Genomic DNA, 21,683 nt, shown 5'->3' with positions numbered 1-21,683 from the left:
ATGCCCCTGAACCATTTTCACACCGGACGTCAGACACAGATCATAGCGGGGCCTGACAGTCTTAAGCAGCTACCCGAGCTTCGCTGCCGCCTGGGCGCCAGCCGTTATATGGTCATCAGTGATCAAGGTCTTGCCGCGACTGGCCTAGTCGATGCACTGGTCGACGATCTGGCGGTTGATGCCGAGGTAGATACCTTCCTGGCACCGGCGGGCGAACCCAGCGTGGCTAGCACCGATGCGGCCGCAGCGGCGGTACGTGCCCTGACCGGCCGCCCCTTGGTAATAGGGCTGGGCGGCGGCACCGCGTTAGACATCGCCAAGCTAGTCGCAGCCCTAGCAGAAAGCCCTGGTGACATGGAGAACTACCTGCTGGCCGTGACCCCTTGGGCAGGGCGTGTACCCGCCGTGATGGTGCCAACTACCTCGGGCACCGGCTCCGAAGTTACGCGCACGTCGATCCTCACCGATACGCAGGGGCGCAAGCTTTGGGCCTGGGGCGACGAGCTGTTACCCGACGCCGTCCTCCTCGACCCGGCATTAACGCGTGAACTGCCCTCTCCACTCACCGCCACCACCGGCCTAGATGCCTTCGTCCACGCGCTGGAGGCCACTACCGGCCAGGGGCGACACGCGTTTATTGAGGCCCCGGCGCTGCAGGCCATCCGCCAGGTAGGCGAGGCGCTGCCCATTGCAGTGGCTACCCCGCATGATCTGGAGGCCCGCCAGCGCATGCAGGAGGCTGCTTGCCTAGCGGGCCAGGCCATCGATAATGGTGGCACCGGCATCGCACACAACATCGGCCATGCCCTGGGTAGCTGTTACCACTTACCGCACGGTGTTGCCGTAACGCTGGCTCTGGAAGCGTCATTGGCTTGGTCAGTGACAGGTAATGAAGCACGCTTCACGCCAGCAGCCCATGCCCTGAAAGCCGGCAGCAAAGCCCAAGACTTGCCCAGGCTATTCCGTGAGCTCGCTGATCAGGCCGATTTTAATCAAGCCCTTGCCCCCTTCGCTGAGCTGACGCTAAACGCTGAGGCGCTAGCCTTGACCATGCAAAAAGAAGAGAACGCGCCCATGGCCCGCAACGCTGCTCGCCGTCCCACTGGCGATGACTGGCAATGGCTCGCTGAAGCCACTGTGACCGTGTTCGTTCGTCGCGTCGCCGAGCTTGCCACCCAGAACAGGGAGGTCAGCGCATGAACGTGATCGAGCGCATCGAGATCAGCCAGCACCAGTGCGAACTCGACCCACCTTTCCCAGCAGCCTGGGATAGCCAACCCAGGCGCAAGTTTCCGGCTGCCATCGTTCGCGTGATCGACAGCGAAGGCCGTGAGGGCATCGGCTCGGGTGATGCCATGTATGGCTTCAACGACTTCCGGTCGCTTTTTATTGGTCAGGACCCCTTAGCCATCGAGCGTCACAGCGCAGTCATTGACAACATCGGTTTTCATGCCGGGCGCTGCTGGCCATTGGAAGTTGCCCTCTGGGACTTGATCGGCAAGATCAAGGCCCAACCATTATGGCAATTGTTGGGCGGCACCTCGTCACGCCTAAAGGCTTACGCCTCCAGCGGCACCCATCGCCCTACCGAGCAGGTCGTCGCCCTCGCCGAGCAGGTTCGCGACGCGGGCATCCCCGCCCTGAAACTACGCTTTGGTCGCCAGCGGCTCGACGATGATCTGGCCGTACTCACCGCTGTGCGTGATGCCGTGGGACAAGAATTGGATCTGATGGTCGACTGCAACCAGGGCTGGCGGATGCCGTGGGATACCCAGGCACCCTGGGATTTGGCCAAGGCAAGCGAGGTGGCTGAGGAGTTGATTCGCCATAATGTGCTTTGGATGGAGGAGCCGCTCTATCGCGGGGACTACCCCGGCATGCGCGCCCTCAACGACCTGACCGGCGAGCGACTGAAAATCGCCGGTGGCGAGATGACCCGCGAACCCTATGAATTCCGCGAAATGCTGCGACAGCAGTGTCTCGACGTCTATCAACCGGACGCAGTGTGCTCAATAGGCCTTCTCGGCCTATCGCGTCTGGCGAAAGAGGTCACCACAGCGGGCAAATGGTTCACGCCGCATACTTGGGGCAATGGCATTGGTCTTGCCGCCAATCTGCATCTCACCGCTGGAGCGGTTGGCCCAACAGGCTGTCCTTATCTGGAGTACCCCTTCGATCCGCCGGAATGGACACCTGAGGTGCGCGACTTTCCGCTGACGACCGCTATCAAGCCCGACGCAGAGGGCTGGCTGGCACTCTCTGATGAGCCTGGCCTGGGCATCACACTTGATGAAGCACGCCTGGCGGCCACCCGCGCTGACCAAGCAACTTGGCAATAGCCATCATTGAGCCATTAAATTCTGCATAGAACAGCAAGGATTGACCCTGCGTGATTTAGAGCCTTACATCAGCAGTAGTGGCCGTGTGTCGGAGGTGCTCAATCGCCGCCGCAACGTGATTTATTGATGGCTCACTTGCCTTTTACCTGCCAGCATCTATCTCATTATGCCGCGACTAACGCGGCATAACCGTTTGTGACTGTGCAAAGCTAGTCAAAAATGGCTCAGTGAAAGAGTGCAAAACAAACTAGCATGCTAACAAACATGCTACGATATGTGTTTATGCTTTTCACTCTCCCTCCTTCTCTTGATATGGACAAGACCATTAGCCAATTAACACATATTAAGGCCGTACTGCTGTTTGCCAGCACCATGACCGTGATGTCGGGGGCAATTATCGCGCCTGCACTGCCGGGTATCAGCCGCCATTTTCCCGACCAGCCCCAGGTAGTGATCCAGCTGATTCTGACCCTGCCTGCGCTGATGATTACGCTGTTCAGTCCACTGATGGGCTATCTTGCTGACCGGTTTGGACGCAAGAAATTGCTGCTGATGATGCTGGGCATCTACGGTTTTGCGGGGGTCGCGGGCTTTTTCATTGATCGCGTGGATCTGCTATTAAGCTCCCGCGCACTGATGGGTATTGCGGTAGCCGGTATTCTGAGTATCAGCACCACGTTGGTAGGGGATTATTTCGATAGCGCCGAACGCGCCCGCTTTTTAGGGCTACAAAGTAGCTGTATGGCTTTGGGCGGGGTTATTTTTATTAATCTTGGCGGAATACTTTCTGACTGGAGCTGGCGGGGGCCGTTTTTACTCTACCTGACTGGCGTGCTGCTACTGCCCTATGCCTGGGCGATTCTTCAAGAGCCCAAAGCCAGCGATAGCGCTAGCCATGATACCCACGATGCGCCGGTGAAGGTGGATATCGGACGCACGGGCCTTGCTTACCTCATCGCCATGCTCAGCATGACCATGTTTTATATGTTCCCCGCCCAACTGCCCTTTTTGCTTTCTCAGCAGGGCCAAGTCAGCGGCATGGCGATTGGCATTGCGCTTTCCATGGCAGCCCTAACGGCCAGTATCGTGGCGTTTTGCTACGGCTACTACAAACCGTTTCTATCGGTAATGACCATCTACGTTTTAGGCTTCCTGCTGGCGGCCGCAGGCTTTTTGATCGTTGGGTTTACCCAGAGCTATGCCATGGCCATAGTGGGCGCGGCAATCTCGGGCTTGGGCCTTGGCGCCTTTATGCCCAACACCACCACATGGCTGATGCGCATCACACCACAGAGGGTACGTGGCCGGGTATTTGGCGGATTTACCTCAACCTTCTTTTTCGGCCAATTTATATCTCCAGTGGTGGTCGCCTCTGGGATGATTTGGCTTGATTCACTGCGCAGCGTCTTTATTGCCATGGCAGTGCTCTGCTGCCTGTTCGCCATCACGCTGACTATTTTAAGTAAAACGACGCTACAGGCCGACAGCCAGCTATAGACGGCGGCGGCAACTGGCTACCCGGGTGGGTGGATCAACCCCACCACGCTGACCACAATCAACACCGCGCCCAGCACACGAAAGAACAGCCCGGTATCCGCTTTTAACATATAGCGGTGGGCTCTCTCGCCGACTAAATGACCAATGAAAGCGCAGGGCAGCAGCCAAAGCTGGTGAATCAGTTGAAGGTCGACGCCCGCAATCAAGAACGACACCATTTTGATCACCACCAGGATAAACCACAGCACAAACATGGTATCCCGCAGCTGCTCTTTGGCGACGTGCGTGGCAAACACCGCCACAATCAGCGGCGCGCCAATCAGTGAGGTACCGCTGACATAGCCGCCTAGCGCCAGCAGCACGTAGTCCACGTATTTGTTTTTACTTTTGAACGGTTTGTTGAGCACATAGCCAATGGCATAGATGAATACAATGCCGAAAATGATGCTGGTCATGACCTGCGCAGGCAGCGTTAACAGCCCCACCACCCCAATTAGCTTGGGGATAATCATGATTTTTAAGGCTTTGGTTAGATAGCCCCAATCGATATTACTCTGCGACGAGGAGCCTCCTGCCCCCTGTTTCTGCAACTGCCGATGCCCGTTCCAAGCAATCCAGCTAGAGAAAATCAGCAGGTGAATGGCGATAATCGGCAGGAAAACCAATGGCTGATTGGTCACCAAGAGCAGGAAGGGCAACGCCAGCACGGCACCACCAAAGCCCAGGCTCGTCCTCACAAAGCCGCTCCAGGCAAAAATCAGCCCGATCAGCGCGTACTGGTACCAGAGTAAATCCGTCATTGGCTCGCCTAACCATCGTCGTTATTGAGTAAGAGTGTCCACCGTCCACCAGGAAGGTAGTAGCGCACGTACATTAGATTGTGCGAAACGATCATCCATTAATACCACAACCCCTTCATCTTCTGGACTGCGAATCACCCGCCCCGCCGCCTGCACCACTTTGATCATGCCAGGAATGCGGTAGGTGTAGTCGTCGCCCTGGCCAAAGCGCGCGCTTAAACGTGCCTTAAGCGCTTCGTTGAAGTCGTTAAACGGCGGCAGGCCCAGGGTGGCAATAAAGGCGCCGATTAGCCGGTCGCCGGGCAAGTCGATGCCTTCCGCAAAAGCGCCGCCCAGAACTGCAAAGCCAATGCCTTTGCCACCGGGGGTAAAGCGCGCCAGAAACGCCTCGCGATGCGCCTCCGGCATCCCGCGGGTTTGGCTGAACACGGGCACGTCTGGGTGCGCTTCGCGAAACCGCGCCAGCGCTGCCGCAAGGTAAGCAAAGCTGCTGAAGAACGCCAAGTAGTGGCCCGGCCTGCGCTGATACTGCTGAACCATGGTCGCTACGATGGGCTCAATGGAGGCATCCCGATCACGGAAACGGGTGGAAATATCGCGCCGTATACGCACCTCAAGCTGGCGGGCGGCAAACGGCGAGGCCACTTCGCGCCAGACCGTATTGTCCGGCAAACCGAGCAGATCCCGGTAGTAGTGAGCGGGCGTTAGCGTTGCCGAGAACAGCACCACAGAGTGCGCGGCGTTAAATCGCGCGGCCAGAAAATCGGCGGGTATCAGATTGCGGAGACCCAGCACCGCCCGGCCACGACCATGACGGGTAAGGTCGCATAGCGAGTGTTCGCCAAAGCGCTCCGCCAAGCGGCAAAAAGCCAGCGCTTCAAACAGCAGTTCCTGGAGCTCAAGCGTCGCATCCTCTGGGTGTTCACCCAAATGATCGGTAATCGACGCGCCCACCTGCTGAGCGGCGGCCACCAGCTTATCGGGCAGCGTCGTGATCAGCCGATAGCCTGGCTTACCCGGCTCACCTGCCTCCTCCAACCCTGCCTCTTTAATAACGGCCTGCCACTGCCTAGCTAAACGATTCAAAGGGCGGGAGAGCGATGTTGGGGCAGAGCGGCGCACCCGATTGAAACGCTGCTGATCAAGCTCAGCGCTGTACATGCCCCGCGCACGCTCCACCAGGTTATGGGCTTCATCGACCAGCACGCCTGCTCGCCAGTCGTTGGCCTGGGCCAGACCGTGCAGCAGCGCGTGGCTATCGAACCAGTGGTTAACGTCGCCGACGATTACGTCCGCCCAACGCGAAAGCTCCTGGCCTAAATAATACGGGCACACGTCATGGGCCAGCGCCACCTCGCGCAGCGCCTGGCGATCAAGCCACGCCTGCTCTACTGCCGCTTGGCGGGCGGCAGGCAGGCGGTCATAGAAACCTGCTGCCAATGGGCATGATTCGCCATGGCAGGCGCGGTCCGGGTATTCGCAGGCTTTGTCCCGCGCCACAAGCTCCAACACCCGCAGCGGCTGTGCTTCAGAGTTCAACGCGGCCAAAGCATCCAGCGCCAAACGGCGGCCGGGGGTTTTCATGGTCAGAAAGGCGATGCGATCGAGCTGCTGGCGCGGCATGGCTGAGAGCATGGGGAACAGCGTCGCCACGGTTTTGCCAATGCCCGTGGGTGCCTGGGCGAGCAGGCAGCGGCCAGTGCTGGTGGCTTTATAAACGTCTTCAGCGAGCTCACGTTGGCCGGGGCGGAACGTGGCGTGCGGGAAGCGTAGCGTTTGCAGTTGACTGTCGCGGCGTTGGCGATGCTCGGCCTCCTGCTCCGCCCAAGCCAGAAAGCGTTGGCACTGGTCGGTAAAGAACGCCTGCAACTCGGCCGCAGAGGCCTCTTGGCTAAGCACGGTCTCTTTACCGCTAGCAATCTCCAGATACACCAGCGCTAAGGTAATACATTCCAAGCCACGCTCGGCACACAGCAGCGCGCCATATACCTTTACCTGCGCCCAGTGAAGCGCGCGCTGGTTATCCGCCATGCGCTCCAAGCTGCCGCGGTGGGTTTTCACCTCTTCCAGGCGATTGGCCGATGGGTCAAAACCATCGGCACGGCCCGAGACCCTTAGCCCTTCAAAACGGCCTCCTTCATAGCTGCCAGAGAGTGGCAGCTCAGCAAGATAGCCTGCCCCGCGGCGGCTAGCCACCAACGTATGCCCTTGTATGCCCTCCTGAGCACTGGGGGCAGGGGTAAAGCGGTGATCAAGGTCGCCTTCACGAGCGGTGAAATCGCACAGCGCCCGCACTGCCAAGCGATAACGGCTCATTTGGCCTCTTCTGGTTGCCAGCGCACATAGCAAACCGCAACGGGCATAGCCTGTTGGTGAAAAAAAGCCAGCCAGCGGCGTTGATTATCCTGCAGTCGATCGCCGGGGCCTTTGACTTCGATCATCCGGTAGCGTGGCGTGCCCGCGGGTGCATCGGGCAACAACTGAATAAGATCCGGCAGCCCAGCCCGGTTGGCTTTTAGATCCCCCAGCAGCCGCTCAAAACAGGCCCGTAAATGCTCAGCGGGGATACACTCAAACGCCAGCTCAACCAGCGGCTCATCGACAATTGGCCAGTGGACAAAGGGGGAGGCAAGACCCTGCTTCTCCCGCCAGGCCGCTCGAATCACCTCCCGGTAACTGCCGTCTTCCAGGCGCGCTAAACAGCCATCAAAGGCATCACGCCGCCGCGCGACGAAATCGTCGCGGTATAAATCCGCCGGGCCGTTATGGAAAGGATGAAAGAAGGCGCCGGGCAACGGCGCAAATATCGCTGGCCAGCAGAGTAGGCCAAACAGCCCGGTGATCAGGCTGTTTTCCACATAGCAGACCGGCGCCTGGGGTTCGCTAAGGGCTGCAACCACCGCCCGCTCGACGCTTTGTGGCCCTGGCAGAGAGAGATCCCAACGCACATGGGCCGGCTCGGGGTCACTCGCCACCGCAGGCAATTTAAGCCGTCGCCGCAAGCGGGGCAGAATCCGCGTCAACGCCTGGTGCTCGGTTTCAGTGGGGCTGCTATCGAGCGCCTGGGCAGCCAACTCATAAGCTGTTTGATGCTCGCCCAAGCGCTCCAGCAGTCGCAGCTGCCGAATGCGCGCTTCGCTACTCCCAGCATCGCCATACAGCGCCAGCGCGAGCGCTGAATCACCGCTGCGCTCCGCCTCACGGCCCAGCTGTAGCAGTAACCGTGCGCGCCGGGTGGCCAACCAGCGGTTATCCGAGGGCGGCGGCACTTCACGGTGCAGGTCAACGGGCGATTCGCCCTCATCGAGGCGTTGGCGCAAATGATGGAGCGCTAAGTAGGTATCCACTTCCTGGCGCGTTTGAAAGGCGCGGGACTGCGGCGTGAACGGCACCACCTCAAACCGCTGCAGGCCAAGTTCAGTCAGCACAAATTCCGCCCAGTCCTGCCTCAGATTGCCAAAGAACATCAGACGCAAACGGTCGCAGATATTCATCACGGTGAGGCGCACCACCCGGTCAGGTGCCTCGGGCCACCAGGTCTGCAGCGGCGCGGCTTGCGTTAAGCGGCTAACCAGCGTGGCGTAGAGCACGGTTTTGGAACTCGATACGCTAAGCCCAGCGGCGCGTATCTCTTCCGCCAATATCTGGCGCAACTCGGCGAGGCGCAGCTGGTTAAACAGCTCATCGATACTCAGCGCGGGCGCATTATCGACCCAACCCAGCGTCATCAAGGGCGCCATCGCATCGCCGCTGTCACCGACCTCGGTATAGCTAAGTTTGCCAAGCCGGAACAGCTCGCCTTTGCGCATCACCATGCGCACCAGCAGCGCCTGGGAAGCGCGCGGCAAGTTATCGAATTGATTGAGGAATTCACGCTCGTCCGCCGAAAGCAGGTCAGCGTGGCGCTCCCCCACCCAGGCCAAAACGAAGCGAAAGTTCGTTAGGTAATAGAAGGGGTCATCAAGGGAGGCGGTAGACGTCGCGAAAGCACTGTTCATTTATCCATTGTAACAGTGCTCGCACGATCCCGTCATTGAGATTAACCAGGTAGCGCCAGCGTCTGAAAGGCGTTATAGGCTGCCACGACGGTGGCCATTTGCGCCGTATGCGCCTGTATGAAGGCGTCACCAGAGAGTGTTTCGTCAGGGTATTCGGTAATCAGCATCAGCGGCGTTAACTGGTCAGCATCTTGCGAAATTAGATAGGGGAAGCCATTCAGCACCGGGAAGGTTAACGCGCCCGCATGGGTCTCAAATAGTGCAATTTGCGTGTTATTAAATTCGACTAACTCAGGCACTTTAGCCAGTTCGTGGGTAACGGCTCCAGCTAGCTGCTCTGCCGCGGCTTCCCAGCCTGGTTGATGACGCAGAATCAAAAAGAAACCTTTGGGAATCGTCCACATTTCGAAGCCCCGGGGTACGTAACCGCTTAACGGCCGTGTCCACTCATGGGCGGGGTAGCCGTGCAGATTGATATGCAGTCCTGCATGACTCAGGGCGAATGCCTGCTCACGAATAGCGTGTTCAAAAGACTGGCCCAGGGGTTGGCTCTGCAGGTCATTGCCAAACGCGGTGTAGCGCGCCGCGTGATGCATATGACGCGGCTGGGTGGCGATTAGCCTGCCCTGCAACGCGTAGCCATCAGGGTTCTCTAGCGGCGAAATAACAAAGTGTGCGTCTGGCTGGCGGCTAAGTGCTTGGGCTGCGCGCAAAGCCCCCACCACACCGGAAGTTTCGTTGGCATGTTGGCCCGCACTAACCATGACGGCGCGGTCACTCCCGACGATATAACGTGCGCCTACTGACCGTCCTGCTCGCGTATTGCTTCGGAATGCTTGCCCCCCCAGTTCTGCCAATAACTGCCCTATTTGCGTAACGCCGATGGCCTGCTGCGCGGTGTCCAACTCGACTAGATCACGCTGCGGTTGGGAAGCATCCAAAGACCGCATGCTTACTTTCAAATAGGCGCGCTCTCCTTGGGTGAAGACTTCCGGCACAATCTGCCCCGGCTGAATTGAACGATCCCCCAGCGCCAACCCTGCGCGTCGCTGGAAATACTCCAGGCTAGAAAAATAGAGTTCTTCATGGAGCGCTTCGGCAAGGCTGATATGTTCATCATCCCAGGCTAAGCGGCGGTCACTGCTCGGCAAATGCACGGTGAAGTTAAGTTCTTCGAAGTAAGGCGATGCTGCCTGCCACTGGGCTGAGGCTAACGTCGCCATGGCCGCTTGAAACAGCGCCTCAACGTCGGTCTCAACAATTGTCTCGCTGATCTCGCCCTGAGGAGAGGTCAGCCGAAGCCAACCGCAGGGTGAGCACTGTGCCTCATCTACATGGTCTAGGTGTTGGCGATTAGGCGCTTCAACAGCATACGTTTCCAGCTCCCCGGTGCTTCGCTCCACACGAACACGGTATTGGAGAGGGAAAGTGATCGCGATGGGTTCTACTCCCTCCCACCTCAGGGTGACATCTTCTGGCACCAGCGCTGCCAGCGGGTAGGCTTCTAGCAGAAAGCGGCGCGGTGCGGGCGCTAACACTGGGTACTCAATCACCAGTGATTGCAGCGACTCCCAGGAGAATTCCTCTAAAAAGAAATGCACCAAGGGCTTATAGGCACTGCGCAGGCACGCGTTAATGCCAGCGGCCTTAAACGCCATTTCGGTCGCGTGGCGTTCGGCCTCGTCATCGAAAACCCACGCCTCCAACTGGTAGCCTTGATAGGCAGGTGTCGCGTACTCATCCAGCAAACTGCGCGTGGTGCGCGGGAAAGAGCACTCTAGCAACGCCTCAATTTGAGCACCGTTGGTCATAGGGAAGTACGTCCAGTGGGATCCAGGGCGTCGCGCAACCAGTCACCGAGCAGATTCAGCCCTAACACGGTTAACAAAATGGCCACACCAGGAAATACGCTAACCCACCACGCCGTTTGCAGGTAAGTGCGCCCTTCTGCCAGCATGCCGCCCCAACTGGGAATCACTGGATCGACGCCAAGCCCCAAGAAGGTAAGGCTACTCTCCAGCAGAATATTGTTGGCCACATTGAGCGTCATCAGCACGATCACCGGGCCGATCAAATTCGGCAGCAGATGCTGAAACAGAATGCGGATATCTTTTACTCCGATCGCTTTGGCCGCGAGGATAAATTCGCGGTCGCGTAAGGAGAGCACCGAGCCACGCACCAAGCGGGCATACTGCACCCACTGGGAGATAATCAGCAGAATAATCATATTGGTCAGCCCGCCACCAATCACGGCGATAAAGGTAATCGCCAGCAGGATAAAGGGCAGCGCAAGCTGCACATCGGCAAAGCGCATCACGATCATATCCAGAAACCCGCCGTAGTAGCCGGACACCAAGCCCATAATGATACCGATCACCACGGCACCAAGGGCTGAATAGACCCCGACTTTTAGCGAGATTTCTCCACCAATAATCACCCGCGCCAGCACATCCCTACCTAACGGATCCGTGCCTAAGGGAAAGCCAGGCTCCACCAACGGCGGCGTTAACCGATAGGCTAGATTTAGCTCTGAGCCACCGCCGGGGAATAGCCAGCCGGAGAAGATCACGGCAAAGCCAATCCCCCCGACGAGCAGCACACCGAGAATAAACTCCAGGTTCTTAAAGCGTTTCAATTTGTCGGTTTTGATAGCTGCCGTCATGGTTATTCCTTACGCACCCTGGGGTCGACCAAGCCATAAGCGATATCAACGAGAAGGTTGATAGAGATGATCATTAACGAGAGCACGGTGATAACGCCCTGCAAGACCGGATAGTCCCGGGCTGACACGGCTTCAAAGGCCAAGGTGCCAAGCCCCGGCCAGTTGAACACTCGCTCGACAACGACAATACCGCCCAGCAGGCCACCGAACTGCAAACCAAAATACGTAATCAGTGGGATAGAGCAGTTACGCAGCGCGTGCTTGTAGAGCACCACATTGTTGGAAAGACCTTTTGCCCGCGCCACCATAATGTACTGGGATCGAAGAGTATCCAGCATGGTGGTGCGTACTAGGCGCACGTTGGTCGCGGTTAGGATGATCCCCATGGTCGCGGCGGGCATAATGAAGCTGGAGAAGCCTTCCATGCCACTGGGCGGCAGCAGATTGAAGGTGATGGAAAGCAGTAGCACCAGCATGATGGCTAGCCAAAAGTTGGGAAAAGAGAGCCCAAGCAGTGAGAAAATTCTAATCATCTGGTCGGGCCACCTGCCTCGCGATACTGCCGCCTTAATACCTAGCGGTATCGACACCACGATAGAGACAAATAGCGAAGCGAAAGCTAGCGCCAAAGTGGCGGGTAAGGCCCGTCCAATTAGGTCGCTGACAGGTGTACCGCCCATAAAACTGCGACCAAAATCACCCACTACTAGACCTTGCAGGAAGCCTATGTACTGGGCCAGGAAAGATTGATTCAAGCCCAGCGCTTCACGAATCCTTTCCAGATCCGCCTCGGTGATACTGCCCGCACCTTGAGCTAGCATCACCGCTGGGTCGCCGGTTAACCGAATCGCAAAAGAGACAATCAGCGTTACGGCGATGACCACAAAGATGGCCTGCAGTATTCGGTAGAGAAGAAATTTTGCCACTATAACCTCTGCGCACTAAAGTCCATATCGCCGTGATAATAAGAGTCTGTCGTAACACCTACCGACCGCTCTCTCGAACGGCCGGTATTGGTCACAATCAGTCAGTAACATCGACGTCGGTCAAACGCATACGGTTATCTGGGGCGGGCTCAAAATTCTGCACCCGGTCGCGCACGCCATACAGTGCATTGATGCTATAGAGCGGCATTTCCAAGGCGCGATCCTGAGTATACTGGGCGATAGCCTGGAGCAGTTCTTCACGCTCTGCCTGATCAGTAATGCTGCGCTGGGCTTCGAGCATTTCATCTAACTCAGCGTCGCTGTCATAAGGATTCCAGCGTTCGCCAGTGTGGTACATCAGGTAAGCAGTATTGTCGAAGTCAAAGGTCCAGCCGCCCCATTTCTGCTGGAACATCTCACCTGTGCGGCCTGCCGGAATAATGTCGTTAAGTAGCACATTGGTCTCGTAAGGTTGGATCGAAGCGGTAATCCCCACCCCTTGTAGATAAGACGCCACCACCTGGGCCACCTCACCAAAGGTGGCGTCGTTACCGCGAACATCAATCTGTACCGTGGCGCCTTGCTCGACGCCCGCTTCATCCAGCAGTTCGCGAGCCTGCTGCGGATCATACGGCAGGGGCTCCATATCAGGGTCGTTACCGAAGGACTGAGCGCCCTGGAAGCTGGCGATCATTTCGCCCTCGCCAGCCAGGATGGAGTCGATAATCGCCTGGCGATCCACGGCCATAATCATGGCTTTACGCACGCGTTCATCGGCGGTAATACCTGATTGGGTGTTGAAGCGAATCGCTTCCACCGTCGGCGAAGCCACGCTGACGATGCTGGCCCCGTCATGGTTATTGATGGTGTCGATCATGCCAATAGGAATCGTCGGCGGAATGACGATATCTACTCGCCCAGCCTGTAGCTCAGCCACGGCGGTGGATGGCTCAGAGATAAAGCGGTAAGTCACTTCGTCAAGTTTCGGCGCGCCGCCCCAGTGGTCAGCAAAGGCCTCAAGCTGAACGTCTTCGCGAGGATTATATTCCACTACTTTGAAAGGGCCGGTGCCTACCGGATGGGTATTGAAGTGCTCATCACCATGCTCGGTCAGGTACTCCGGTGGCACAATCATCGCCCCGTAGCCTGCTAGCTTAGTGAGCAGTACTGGGTCGGGCTCATTCAGGTGGAAGTCGACTGTATAATCATCGATGACTTCCACGCTTTCAATCGCCGTGTAGTTAGAGCGCTGGGGCCCCTGCCCCCCTTCCTCACCTAATAAGCGATCAAAGGTAAACTTTACCGCTTCAGCATTGAAGGGCTCGCCATTATGGAAGGTGACGCCTTCACGCAGAGTGAAACGGATACGGGTACCATCATCCAGTTCCTCCCACTCGGTTGCTAGACCGGGCACTAGATCTAAATCAGGGCCTCGATAAGTCAAACCATCGAAAATATTGGTGGCAACCGAGGCCCAATTCACCAAAAAAGTGTCGATTGGATCCCAGCTACCGGGATCTTGCGGCGAAGCAACCGTTAGTGAACCTGCTTGAGCGGAGGCAGAGAAGGCAACGCTCAGTGCTATTCCTGCGATTGCGCCATTGAGAACGCGTTTGTTTTTCTTCATGGGATTACTCCTGTTTTTGTATCAGCTGGGAACCAACTATGACGCCAACCGCTCGACACTGCCCTCTTCCTGAGCAACGAAATGACCCGCAGCCACCTGCACTAAGGGTAGATGTCGGGGCTCGTCTCCCACTTTGCGGATGGGACTGAGAATATCGCCCTGTAGCAAAGCACGCGCCTGCCGCTGAGTAGGGTCCGCCACGGGCACAGCGCTCAAGAGCTTGCGGGTATAGGAATGCTGAGGTGAATCAAACACCGCTCGGCGCTCGCCTAACTCAACGACTTGGCCAAGGTGCAATACCGCCACGCGATGGCTCATTTTTTCTACTACGGCCATATCGTGGCTAATAAACAAATAGGCTAATCCTTCATCTTGCTGTAACTCCATCAGCAGATGAATGATTTGCGCCTGGATGGAAACATCCAAGGCGGACAACGCCTCATCGGCGATGATTAACTTCGGCTTGGAGGCTAGGGCACGAGCGATACAGATTCTTTGGCGCTGGCCTCCAGAGAACTCGTGGGGGTAACGTTCAGCTTGGTCGGCACTTAGGCCAACGCGCTCCAGCAACTGCTCGACTCGTTGTCGAATGGCCTTCGAACCGTGCAGCAAGCTATGGGTACGGATAGGCTCGGCAATCGAAAAGCCGACGGTCTTGCGTGGATCGAGGGATGCAAACGGGTCTTGAAAAATATACTGCACTTCCTGGCGTAGACGCATTTTCTCTGCTCGCGACATATCCGCCACGGCCTTACCGCCAAAACGTAGCGTGCCACTGGTGCTTTCCTGCAACTGCTGGATGGTGCGCCCGATGGTCGACTTGCCGGAACCCGACTCCCCTACTAGCGCCAGCGTCTCTCCAGGGAAAATAGTAAAGCTGACATTTTCCACCGCATGCACACGATGACTGACACCACCAAAGAACCCTTTGCGAATGTCGAAGCGTGTGACTAAATTTTCTACTTCCACGACAGGAGCGGCATCAGTTCTTGCGGTATCCTGCTTGCGGCTTACACCACGCGTACGCGCAATATCACCTTCCAGTTCGACCAGTGGATCCATACGCGGTAAGTCTTCGCCCTGCATGCTTCCCAGTTTAGGGACTGCCGCCAGCAATGCTTGGGTGTAAGGGTGTTGGGGGCGGGCGAATATCTCCTCCACTGAGGCTTCCTCAACCTTTTCGCCATGGCGCATGACCACCACCTGATCAGCCATTTCGGCCACCACTCCCATATCGTGAGTAATGAAAATGACCGCCATTCCCAGTTCCTGCTGCAGGTCGCGCATGATGGTTAAAATCTGCGCTTGAATGGTGACGTCCAGTGCGGTTGTAGGCTCGTCCGCCACCAGTACCTTAGGCCGACACGCCAGCGCCATGGCGATCATCACCCGTTGTCGCATGCCGCCGGATAACTGGTGAGGGTAGCGTTTTAACAGTGCTTCGGCATCGGCTAACCGAACTAGCTTTAACAGTTTTACCGCTTCAGCGCGTGCCGAAGCCTGGGTGTGCTTTTCATGCAATACCAGCACTTCGGTAATCTGATCGCCAATGGTGTAAACAGGATTCAGCGACGTCATTGGTTCCTGAAAGATCATGGCGATTTCCTTGCCACGTATCTTGCGCATCGCTTTATCGGAAAGCTGGGTAAGATCCAGTGGCTGAGAGCCGTTGGCATCGCGATGAAACATTATCGAGCCACTGGTAATCTCGGCGTTCATGTACTCTACCAAGCGCATGATAGCCAGAGAAGTCACCGATTTTCCCGAGCCAGATTCACCAACGATCGCCGTTGTTTTACCTGGATAAACGTCAAAACTCAGATTTCTAACAACCGGATTGGAGCCAAAATTAACGCTCAAGGAGCGAACCGATAGCGCTGGTACCGTTGTCACAAGATGTATTGCCCCCTGCACCTAGATAGCGTTTTTGTGGATAGAATAGCGTTTATATAGATCGGACACTCAATACCGACTGCTTTTGAAACCACCGGCAAGCTTCGAGCCTTCATACAACGTTAGTCGTGTATACAGGCCACTTCAAACTACTCATCTTGTTAAACTTTTGTCAACACATCATTATTAAGTGCCCACTAATCCACCTACGCTTAAAAACGCTGCTAACCGCTGAGGAAGACGCTTAGCGCACAAAAAAGCTCCCACGAGGAGAGCTTTTGGTACCGTTGATGTTGATTAGCACTACTTATTTTAACATCACCCCACCCGGTGCTGCTTAAGCACGGTGAGGCTTCTCTCTTCTTCACTTTGCGGTTGGGAAGGCGCTTGGCGGGTACCGGCCAGCACGTACCACTCCGCCTCACTCAGATAACTTTCGCACCAGCGGCCAAGGGCGACGGCGCTCTCTTCGCGGCTAGAGTCGCCGCAGCGGTAGTCGTTAGCCAGATGGAGGAGATCTTGACGGGCGGTACGCGCACGGGCGTTGCCACCGTGTACTTTTACCAGCGGGCAGCGTCGGTCGTAGGCGGCGTTGGTTAACGCATTAAGCCAACGCTCCAGTTCATGTGCCTGAATTCCACCATACACTGCCACGCTTGAGCTCCCTGCCCCGTTGAAAGGGCAATAGCCTGCCCGATTTAGGGGCCGCTGTCACGGTTAACCTTTACCCTTGTGTAGATGCTGTTCCAGACCTTGTTAAAGGGCCTGCTCAAAACCTTGTAACACGTTGACTACATTGACACCTATTTCATCTACCGCATAGCCCCCTTCCATCAGAAATACGCTGGGTAAGCCTGCTTGGGCCAGGCGTTCACCTAAAACGGTGAAATCTGCGCTGGTAAAGGTGAAGGCACTGATCGGATCATCCTCAAAAATATCGACCCCTAGCGATACAATCAGTAACTCGCACTCTGCCGCGTTAATCTGCGCCAATGCTTGATCCAATGTCGCCATCCAAGTGGTAACGCTGGTGCCCGGCGGTAACGGGTAGTTAACGTTAAAGCCCTTACCTTTACCCTCGCCGTTTTCATCAGCGTAGCCCAAATAGTAAGGAAAAGTGACCTCGGGGTCGCCGTGTAACGAAATGAACAGCACATCGTCGCGGCCGTAGAATATCTGCTGGGTGCCGTTGCCGTGGTGGAAATCGACGTCAAGAATCGCCACTCGGCGCTTGCCTGTATCTAAGGCTCGCTGGGCGGCAATGGCGGCATTATTGAAGAAGCAGTAACCGCCAAACTGATCATAGGCAGCGTGGTGGCCCGGCGGCCGACACAGTCCAAAACTGGGTTTACCCGTTTGCAGCGTATGTTCTACCGCGCCTAACGCCACATCCTTGCTCGCCATGGCAGCTTCAAAGGTGCCTTCTGAGATCGAGGTTTCCGCCGCCAAAGCGTAGTAGCCTAACTGGCCGCCGATGGAGCGCGGGATGCGGTCACTACGCATGCTTCGCGCAGGCCAAATATTGGGAATTGCCTCACCCTCATGCCCGGCGGCGCCCCACGCTTGCCAGCAGTTGGCTAAAAACGACACGTAGTCTTTGTCGTGCACCGCCAGTACCGGTGCTAACCCATAAGCGCTAGGGGAATGGATCTCGCCAAGCCCGGACTGACGAAGATGCTTCAGCACTAGATCAAGGCGTTCAGGACACTCAAACGGGGTCACCAGCGCGCCGTCATGTAACTCCGTGCGCGCTTGGCGCAAACGGCTATCCTCTGAGTAAAATGTCAGCATTGCGGCTCCTTAATCGGCCTCTAACTGGATAGGCCACTGCTTGGCCCAGCGACGTTTTTGGCTGGCTGTTTGTTGCTTCAACTGGTATTCAGCACGGCTTGCAGCGGCGCGATCATTAAAAGGTTCGGCACCCAGTAGCGCAACGGGCGGATTCGCACGGGTATAACGCGCCCCTTTGCCGGTGCAGTGTGCTTGATAGCGCTTCGCCAGATTATTGGTAATGCCCGTATAGGTACCGCGCTGGCACTCCAGCAAATAGAGATACCACTGTGGTTCGGTATTCAGCGGCTGGGTCATACGCCTATCCACCGCAACAACGCTTTAATTTACGCCCACTACCACATAAGCACGGATCGTTTCGGCCGGGCTTTAAGCGGCTAAGCGTGGGTGTCCCATCAATATACCACCAGCGCTGCTGCTCTTTAACAAAGCGAGATACCTCTTCTAACACATGCCAGCGTTTTTTTGCCCCGCCCTGTTCACGCCCGCGTTCATAAAAACAGGCTTTAAAATGGACATAACCGGTATCTTCGCGCGGCGGTTCTGCGGCAACAATAGAGAGGGACTTCCACTCGGCTTCAGGGTCAGGCGTAAGCTCTCCAGGCCGAGTGGAGGGGTGCCATGTTGCCAACAGGTAATCGGTAAGCCCTAACACAAAGGCCGCATAGCGCGAGCGCATCAAGGCTTCAGGCGTAGGCGCAAGTTCGCCTTGATGATAACGGCCGCAGCATTGTTCAAGCGTTAAATGGCTGCCACAGGGGCAACTTAGATCAGTCGTAGGGGTCATAAACCAGCTCGTTAGTCACATCTTTTATAGCCTAACCGATACGTCCTATGCGCGTCGCCCGGCGTGTATGACTATTGTTTCGATATTTGTGCGGTGTTAGGTATATAGTGGTAGGGCAATACATTCAGACGATGGGGTACGAATCACGATCGATCATTCTTTCCAAAATTTTTGGAGGTTCTCCTATGAAGGTCTTTAAACCGGAATGGCAGTGCACGTTTAGCGTAAACGAAGGCGCGGAAGAATCAGCAACTTGGAAAGAGAAAATCGCGTGGCGACTCAGGGGAGTTGCGGATCGGCTGGAAGGTGGCGGGCGCACGGTAAAAATCGATTACCGAGTGACGCCAGCGGTTAGCCAACAGGAAGTCGACACTTGCTTAGGCAAGGGCTTCGAAGTAACTCAACGCCTGCTAACGCAGTTAGCCCAACAGCAGGCGTGCGAAGATGTGATGCGCCATGCCAAAGCTGAGCTGTTCGAACAACACCCTCAGCACTGAAAGAGCGACATGGTATGAAAGCACTACAAAAAATCCCACCCCATTAACCGGGTGGGATTTTTTTGGGGCAGTTATTAGCTAGTTAGACAGTCTTCTCTAACGCTCTACCCATCTTCGTTAGAAAACCCTCGCACGCTTCAAGCTGCTCAATATCAATATATTCATCGGGTTGGTGTGCCTGGGCAATACTGCCGGGGCCAAGAATAATGGTTTGCAGGCCCTGCCCCTGGAACTGCCCGGCCTCGGTGGCATAGGCCACCGCGTGGTCGCAGCACCCTGCGGGCAAATGATCTTTGGCCAGGCGCAGCACCTGATCATTATCGAGATCTGCTAGCCCCGGCACGGTAACGTTAAGGGGCTCGGTGATGATTTCAACGTGCTTGCCTTTGGCCTGCAGCTCAGCGCTTAGCTGGGCGCAATAGGCCTCAAAGCGCGCGTATATTTCGTCGAAGGTGTCCGTGGGCAGATGGCGAATCTCCCACTCGAACTGGCACTCCCGGGCCATAATATTGATCGCCGTACCACCTTTGATTTTACCGACGTGCAGGCTGGTGTGCGGCACGTTAAAGGCTTCATCAACGCGGCCCTCTTCTACCAGCGCCGCCATGATGTCCTCTATAAAGGTGACTAGCCTTGCCGCCACATGAATCGCCGAGGTGCCCTGATTAACCTGACTGCTGTGGGCTTCGCGGCCAATCACCGTGGTGCGTAAATTGGTTGCGCCTTTCTGCGCCACCACCGGCTGCATGCTAGTGGGCTCGCCGACAATCACATGGGCGGTGGTGGAGTAGTGCTCGTAGAAGCGCTTAATCAGGCTCGGCGCACCCACGCAGCCAATCTCTTCGTCATAGGAGAAACCCAGATAAATCGGCTGCTGCAGAGGCGCTTTCGTCCAAGTGGGCACCATCGACAATACGCAGGCGATAAAGCCTTTCATATCGCAGGTACCGCGCCCGTATAAGCGGCCATCGCCACCATCGCGCAGGGTGAACGGGTCGCTCGACCAGGGCTGACCCGCCACCGGCACCACATCGGTATGCCCGGAAAGCATCACACCGCCCGGCGCCTCTGGGCCAATTCTTGCGATCAGGTTGGCTTTGGTACCGCAGGGGCTCATCACCCGCTCGGCGCTAACGCCATACTCTGCCAAATAGCCTTCCACATACTCAATCAGCGCCAGATTGGATTCACTGGAAGTGGTATCGAATGACACCAGCTTCATCAGTAAAGTGGTCACGTCAGTCATACTGCTCTCGTTAGTTGGACTCTTCCTATCACACTATCACCGCCCTCTTCCTTTTCCTACTCAGTAGGCCTGCTGGCAGCGCAATGTTGACTGTCACGGCAGGTTCATCGTGCATTCACTAAAACGTCATCTACACTTCTTACTGTTCAGTGCATCTAAAAATCTCAACAAACGCATTGCACGCCTGACTAAGTTCAGGCCCATAAGGAGCTTGTTATGTCTCGTTTCACACTGCACGCGCTTGCCGTAGGGGTGGCGACGGCCAGCCTAAGCCTGTCTGCTCAGGCGGCAACAGAGATTAGCTGGTGGCACGCCATGGGCGGCCAACTGGGCGAAATTCTCGAAGAGATGACCCAAGACTTCAACGAGTCTCAGGACGACTACCACGTTACCCCCAGCTATCGCGGCACCTATACCGAAACGATGACCGGCGCGATCGCCGCCTTCCGTGCCAATGAGCAGCCGCATATCCTGCAGGTGTTTGAAGTCGGCACTGGCACCATGATGAACGCCAAAGGCGCCATCTACCCAGTGTACGAGCTGATGGAAGAGCATGGCCGCGCTTTCGATAAAGAAGCCTTCCTGCCCGCCGTCGTGGGTTATTACACCGACACCAACGGCAATATGCTTTCTTTCCCGTTTAACTCCTCTACGCCAATCATGTACTACAACAGGGATATGTTTGAAGAAGCGGGCCTGGACCCCGAGCAGCCCCCACAAACATGGGACGAAGTGGCCGATTTTTCACGCCAAATCGTCGACTCTGGTGCGGCCAGCTGTGGCTTTACCACCTCCTGGCCTAGCTGGGTCATGCTGGAAAACTTCTCCGCTTGGCATAACGTGCCGTTAGGTACGCTGGAAAACGGCTTTGGCGGTATGGAAACCGAGTTCACCTTCAACAATGAGCTAGTCGCTCGCCACTGGGACAACCTCCACGACTGGCAGGAAGAAGGTGTCTTTAAATGGGGTGGCCCCGGGTCCGGCCCCGACTCTGAGCCGATGTTCTACTCCCAGGACTGCGCGATTTTCTTCGGCTCTTCTGCTTCACGTGCGGATGTCGCCGCCAATTCAGAATTTGAAGTTGGCTTTGGCATGCAGCCCTACTACGACGACGTAGATGGCGCACCGCAAAACTCGATTATCGGTGGCGCCACCCTGTGGGCACTGCAGGGCCATAGCGACGAAGAGTACGAAGCCGTTGCAGCGTTCTTTGAGTACCTCTCCCAGCCCGAAGTACAGGCGCAGTGGCATCAGCAAACCGGCTACCTGCCCATCACTCAGGCCGCTTGGGATCTGAGCAAAGAGCAGGGCTACTACGAAGAGAATCCAGGCGCGGATATTTCGCTGAAACAGATGACGCTCAACGAGCCGACCGAGAACTCCAAAGGCCTACGCTTTGGTAACTTCGTGCAGATTCGCGACATCATCTCCGAAGAGATGGAAGCGGTGATGACCGGTGACAAATCGGGTCAGGAAGCAGCGGATGAAGCAGTAGCACGCGGCAATGATCTGCTCCGTGATTTTGAAGCTGCCAACCAGTAAATAAGCACTCACTTCGCCGCCTACCCTTCTGGGTAGGCGGCGATTTCGTTTGTTGATGCTTATTTTTGCTAACAATTT

General features: G+C 56.5%; 18 protein-coding genes. 5 read left to right on the top strand and 13 right to left on the bottom strand.

Annotated elements, in window-relative coordinates; all coding sequences use genetic code 11:
* The 3 genes from U738_RS17535 to U738_RS17525 all read left to right on the top strand — a co-directional run bounded on the left by U738_RS17535 (nt 1) and on the right by U738_RS17525 (nt 3,836).
* Nucleotides 1-1,200 (top strand): iron-containing alcohol dehydrogenase, encoded by a 1,200-nt coding sequence (locus U738_RS17535; RefSeq protein ID WP_035582819.1) that lies wholly within the window; start codon nt 1-3, stop codon nt 1,198-1,200.
* On the top strand, nt 1,197-2,339 hold the full coding sequence (locus tag U738_RS17530; protein ID WP_035582817.1) for a mandelate racemase/muconate lactonizing enzyme family protein: 1,143 nt from the start codon (nt 1,197-1,199) through the stop codon (nt 2,337-2,339). Before U738_RS17535 ends, U738_RS17530 begins: the two co-directional genes overlap by 4 nt.
* A 282-nt stretch (nt 2,340-2,621) precedes the next feature.
* Nucleotides 2,622-3,836 (top strand): MFS transporter, encoded by a 1,215-nt coding sequence (locus U738_RS17525; RefSeq protein WP_231896766.1) that lies wholly within the window; start codon nt 2,622-2,624, stop codon nt 3,834-3,836.
* Between the two features lie 17 nt (nt 3,837-3,853).
* On the opposite strand, the gene U738_RS17520 is transcribed toward U738_RS17525, so the two are convergent.
* The 12 genes from U738_RS17520 to U738_RS17465 all read right to left on the bottom strand — a co-directional run bounded on the left by U738_RS17520 (nt 3,854) and on the right by U738_RS17465 (nt 18,320).
* Nucleotides 3,854-4,636, bottom strand: coding sequence for a sulfite exporter TauE/SafE family protein (locus U738_RS17520; protein WP_035582815.1), 783 nt, complete (start codon nt 4,634-4,636; stop codon nt 3,854-3,856).
* 21 nt (nt 4,637-4,657) lie between these two features.
* A complete protein-coding gene (locus tag U738_RS17515) occupies nt 4,658-6,952 on the bottom strand; it encodes an ATP-dependent DNA helicase (RefSeq protein ID WP_035582813.1) in 2,295 nt (764 codons plus the stop codon).
* Nucleotides 6,949-8,634, bottom strand: coding sequence for a VRR-NUC domain-containing protein (locus U738_RS17510; RefSeq protein WP_035582810.1), 1,686 nt, complete (start codon nt 8,632-8,634; stop codon nt 6,949-6,951). Before U738_RS17510 ends, U738_RS17515 begins: the two co-directional genes overlap by 4 nt.
* Nucleotides 8,635-8,675: 41 nt before the next feature.
* The gene (locus tag U738_RS17505; RefSeq protein ID WP_035582808.1) at nt 8,676-10,445 is read right to left on the bottom strand and encodes a peptidase M14; all 1,770 of its coding nucleotides are present in this window, start codon (nt 10,443-10,445) and stop codon (nt 8,676-8,678) included.
* Entirely contained in the window at nt 10,442-11,296 is an 855-nt protein-coding gene (locus U738_RS17500) for an ABC transporter permease (protein WP_035582806.1), read from the bottom strand. The genes U738_RS17505 and U738_RS17500 overlap by 4 nt, the downstream gene beginning before the upstream one ends.
* 2 nt (nt 11,297-11,298) lie before the next feature.
* Nucleotides 11,299-12,222, bottom strand: coding sequence for an ABC transporter permease (locus U738_RS17495; RefSeq protein ID WP_035582805.1), 924 nt, complete (start codon nt 12,220-12,222; stop codon nt 11,299-11,301).
* Nucleotides 12,223-12,319: 97 nt separating this feature from the next.
* On the bottom strand, nt 12,320-13,849 hold the full coding sequence (locus U738_RS17490; protein WP_035582803.1) for an ABC transporter substrate-binding protein: 1,530 nt from the start codon (nt 13,847-13,849) through the stop codon (nt 12,320-12,322).
* Between the two features lie 36 nt (nt 13,850-13,885).
* Nucleotides 13,886-15,742 (bottom strand): ABC transporter ATP-binding protein, encoded by a 1,857-nt coding sequence (locus U738_RS17485; protein ID WP_035582801.1) that lies wholly within the window; start codon nt 15,740-15,742, stop codon nt 13,886-13,888.
* Between the two features lie 318 nt (nt 15,743-16,060).
* On the bottom strand, nt 16,061-16,396 hold the full coding sequence (locus tag U738_RS17480) for a hypothetical protein (protein WP_035582799.1): 336 nt from the start codon (nt 16,394-16,396) through the stop codon (nt 16,061-16,063).
* Between the two features lie 102 nt (nt 16,397-16,498).
* A complete protein-coding gene (locus U738_RS17475; protein ID WP_035582797.1) occupies nt 16,499-17,533 on the bottom strand; it encodes a histone deacetylase family protein in 1,035 nt (344 codons plus the stop codon).
* A gap of 9 nt (nt 17,534-17,542) precedes the next feature.
* Nucleotides 17,543-17,830 (bottom strand): GIY-YIG nuclease family protein, encoded by a 288-nt coding sequence (locus tag U738_RS17470; protein WP_035539369.1) that lies wholly within the window; start codon nt 17,828-17,830, stop codon nt 17,543-17,545.
* 4 nt (nt 17,831-17,834) lie between these two features.
* Nucleotides 17,835-18,320 carry a YchJ family protein gene (locus U738_RS17465; protein WP_035582795.1) on the bottom strand — a complete coding sequence of 162 codons (486 nt, stop codon included), beginning with the start codon at nt 18,318-18,320 and terminating at the stop codon, nt 17,835-17,837.
* 185 nt (nt 18,321-18,505) lie between these two features.
* On the opposite strand from U738_RS17465, the gene U738_RS17460 reads away from it, so the two are divergent.
* Nucleotides 18,506-18,817 (top strand): hypothetical protein, encoded by a 312-nt coding sequence (locus U738_RS17460; protein ID WP_022520780.1) that lies wholly within the window; start codon nt 18,506-18,508, stop codon nt 18,815-18,817.
* A gap of 82 nt (nt 18,818-18,899) precedes the next feature.
* Here the strand turns inward: U738_RS17460 and argE are convergent, their stop codons facing one another.
* On the bottom strand, nt 18,900-20,063 hold the full coding sequence (argE, locus tag U738_RS17455; protein WP_035582793.1) for an acetylornithine deacetylase: 1,164 nt from the start codon (nt 20,061-20,063) through the stop codon (nt 18,900-18,902).
* Between the two features lie 216 nt (nt 20,064-20,279).
* On the opposite strand from argE, the gene ugpB reads away from it, so the two are divergent.
* The gene (gene ugpB / locus U738_RS17450) at nt 20,280-21,605 is read left to right on the top strand and encodes a sn-glycerol-3-phosphate ABC transporter substrate-binding protein UgpB (RefSeq protein WP_035582791.1); all 1,326 of its coding nucleotides are present in this window, start codon (nt 20,280-20,282) and stop codon (nt 21,603-21,605) included.
* Nucleotides 21,606-21,683: the final 78 nt, after the last annotated feature.

Source organism: Halomonas sp. TG39a (assembly GCF_000744395.1).
Taxonomy (GTDB): Bacteria; Pseudomonadota; Gammaproteobacteria; order Pseudomonadales; family Halomonadaceae; genus Vreelandella; species Vreelandella ventosae_B.
The sequence above is the reverse complement of the archived record's forward strand: the minus strand, read 5'-3'. Positions and strand labels throughout refer to the sequence as shown.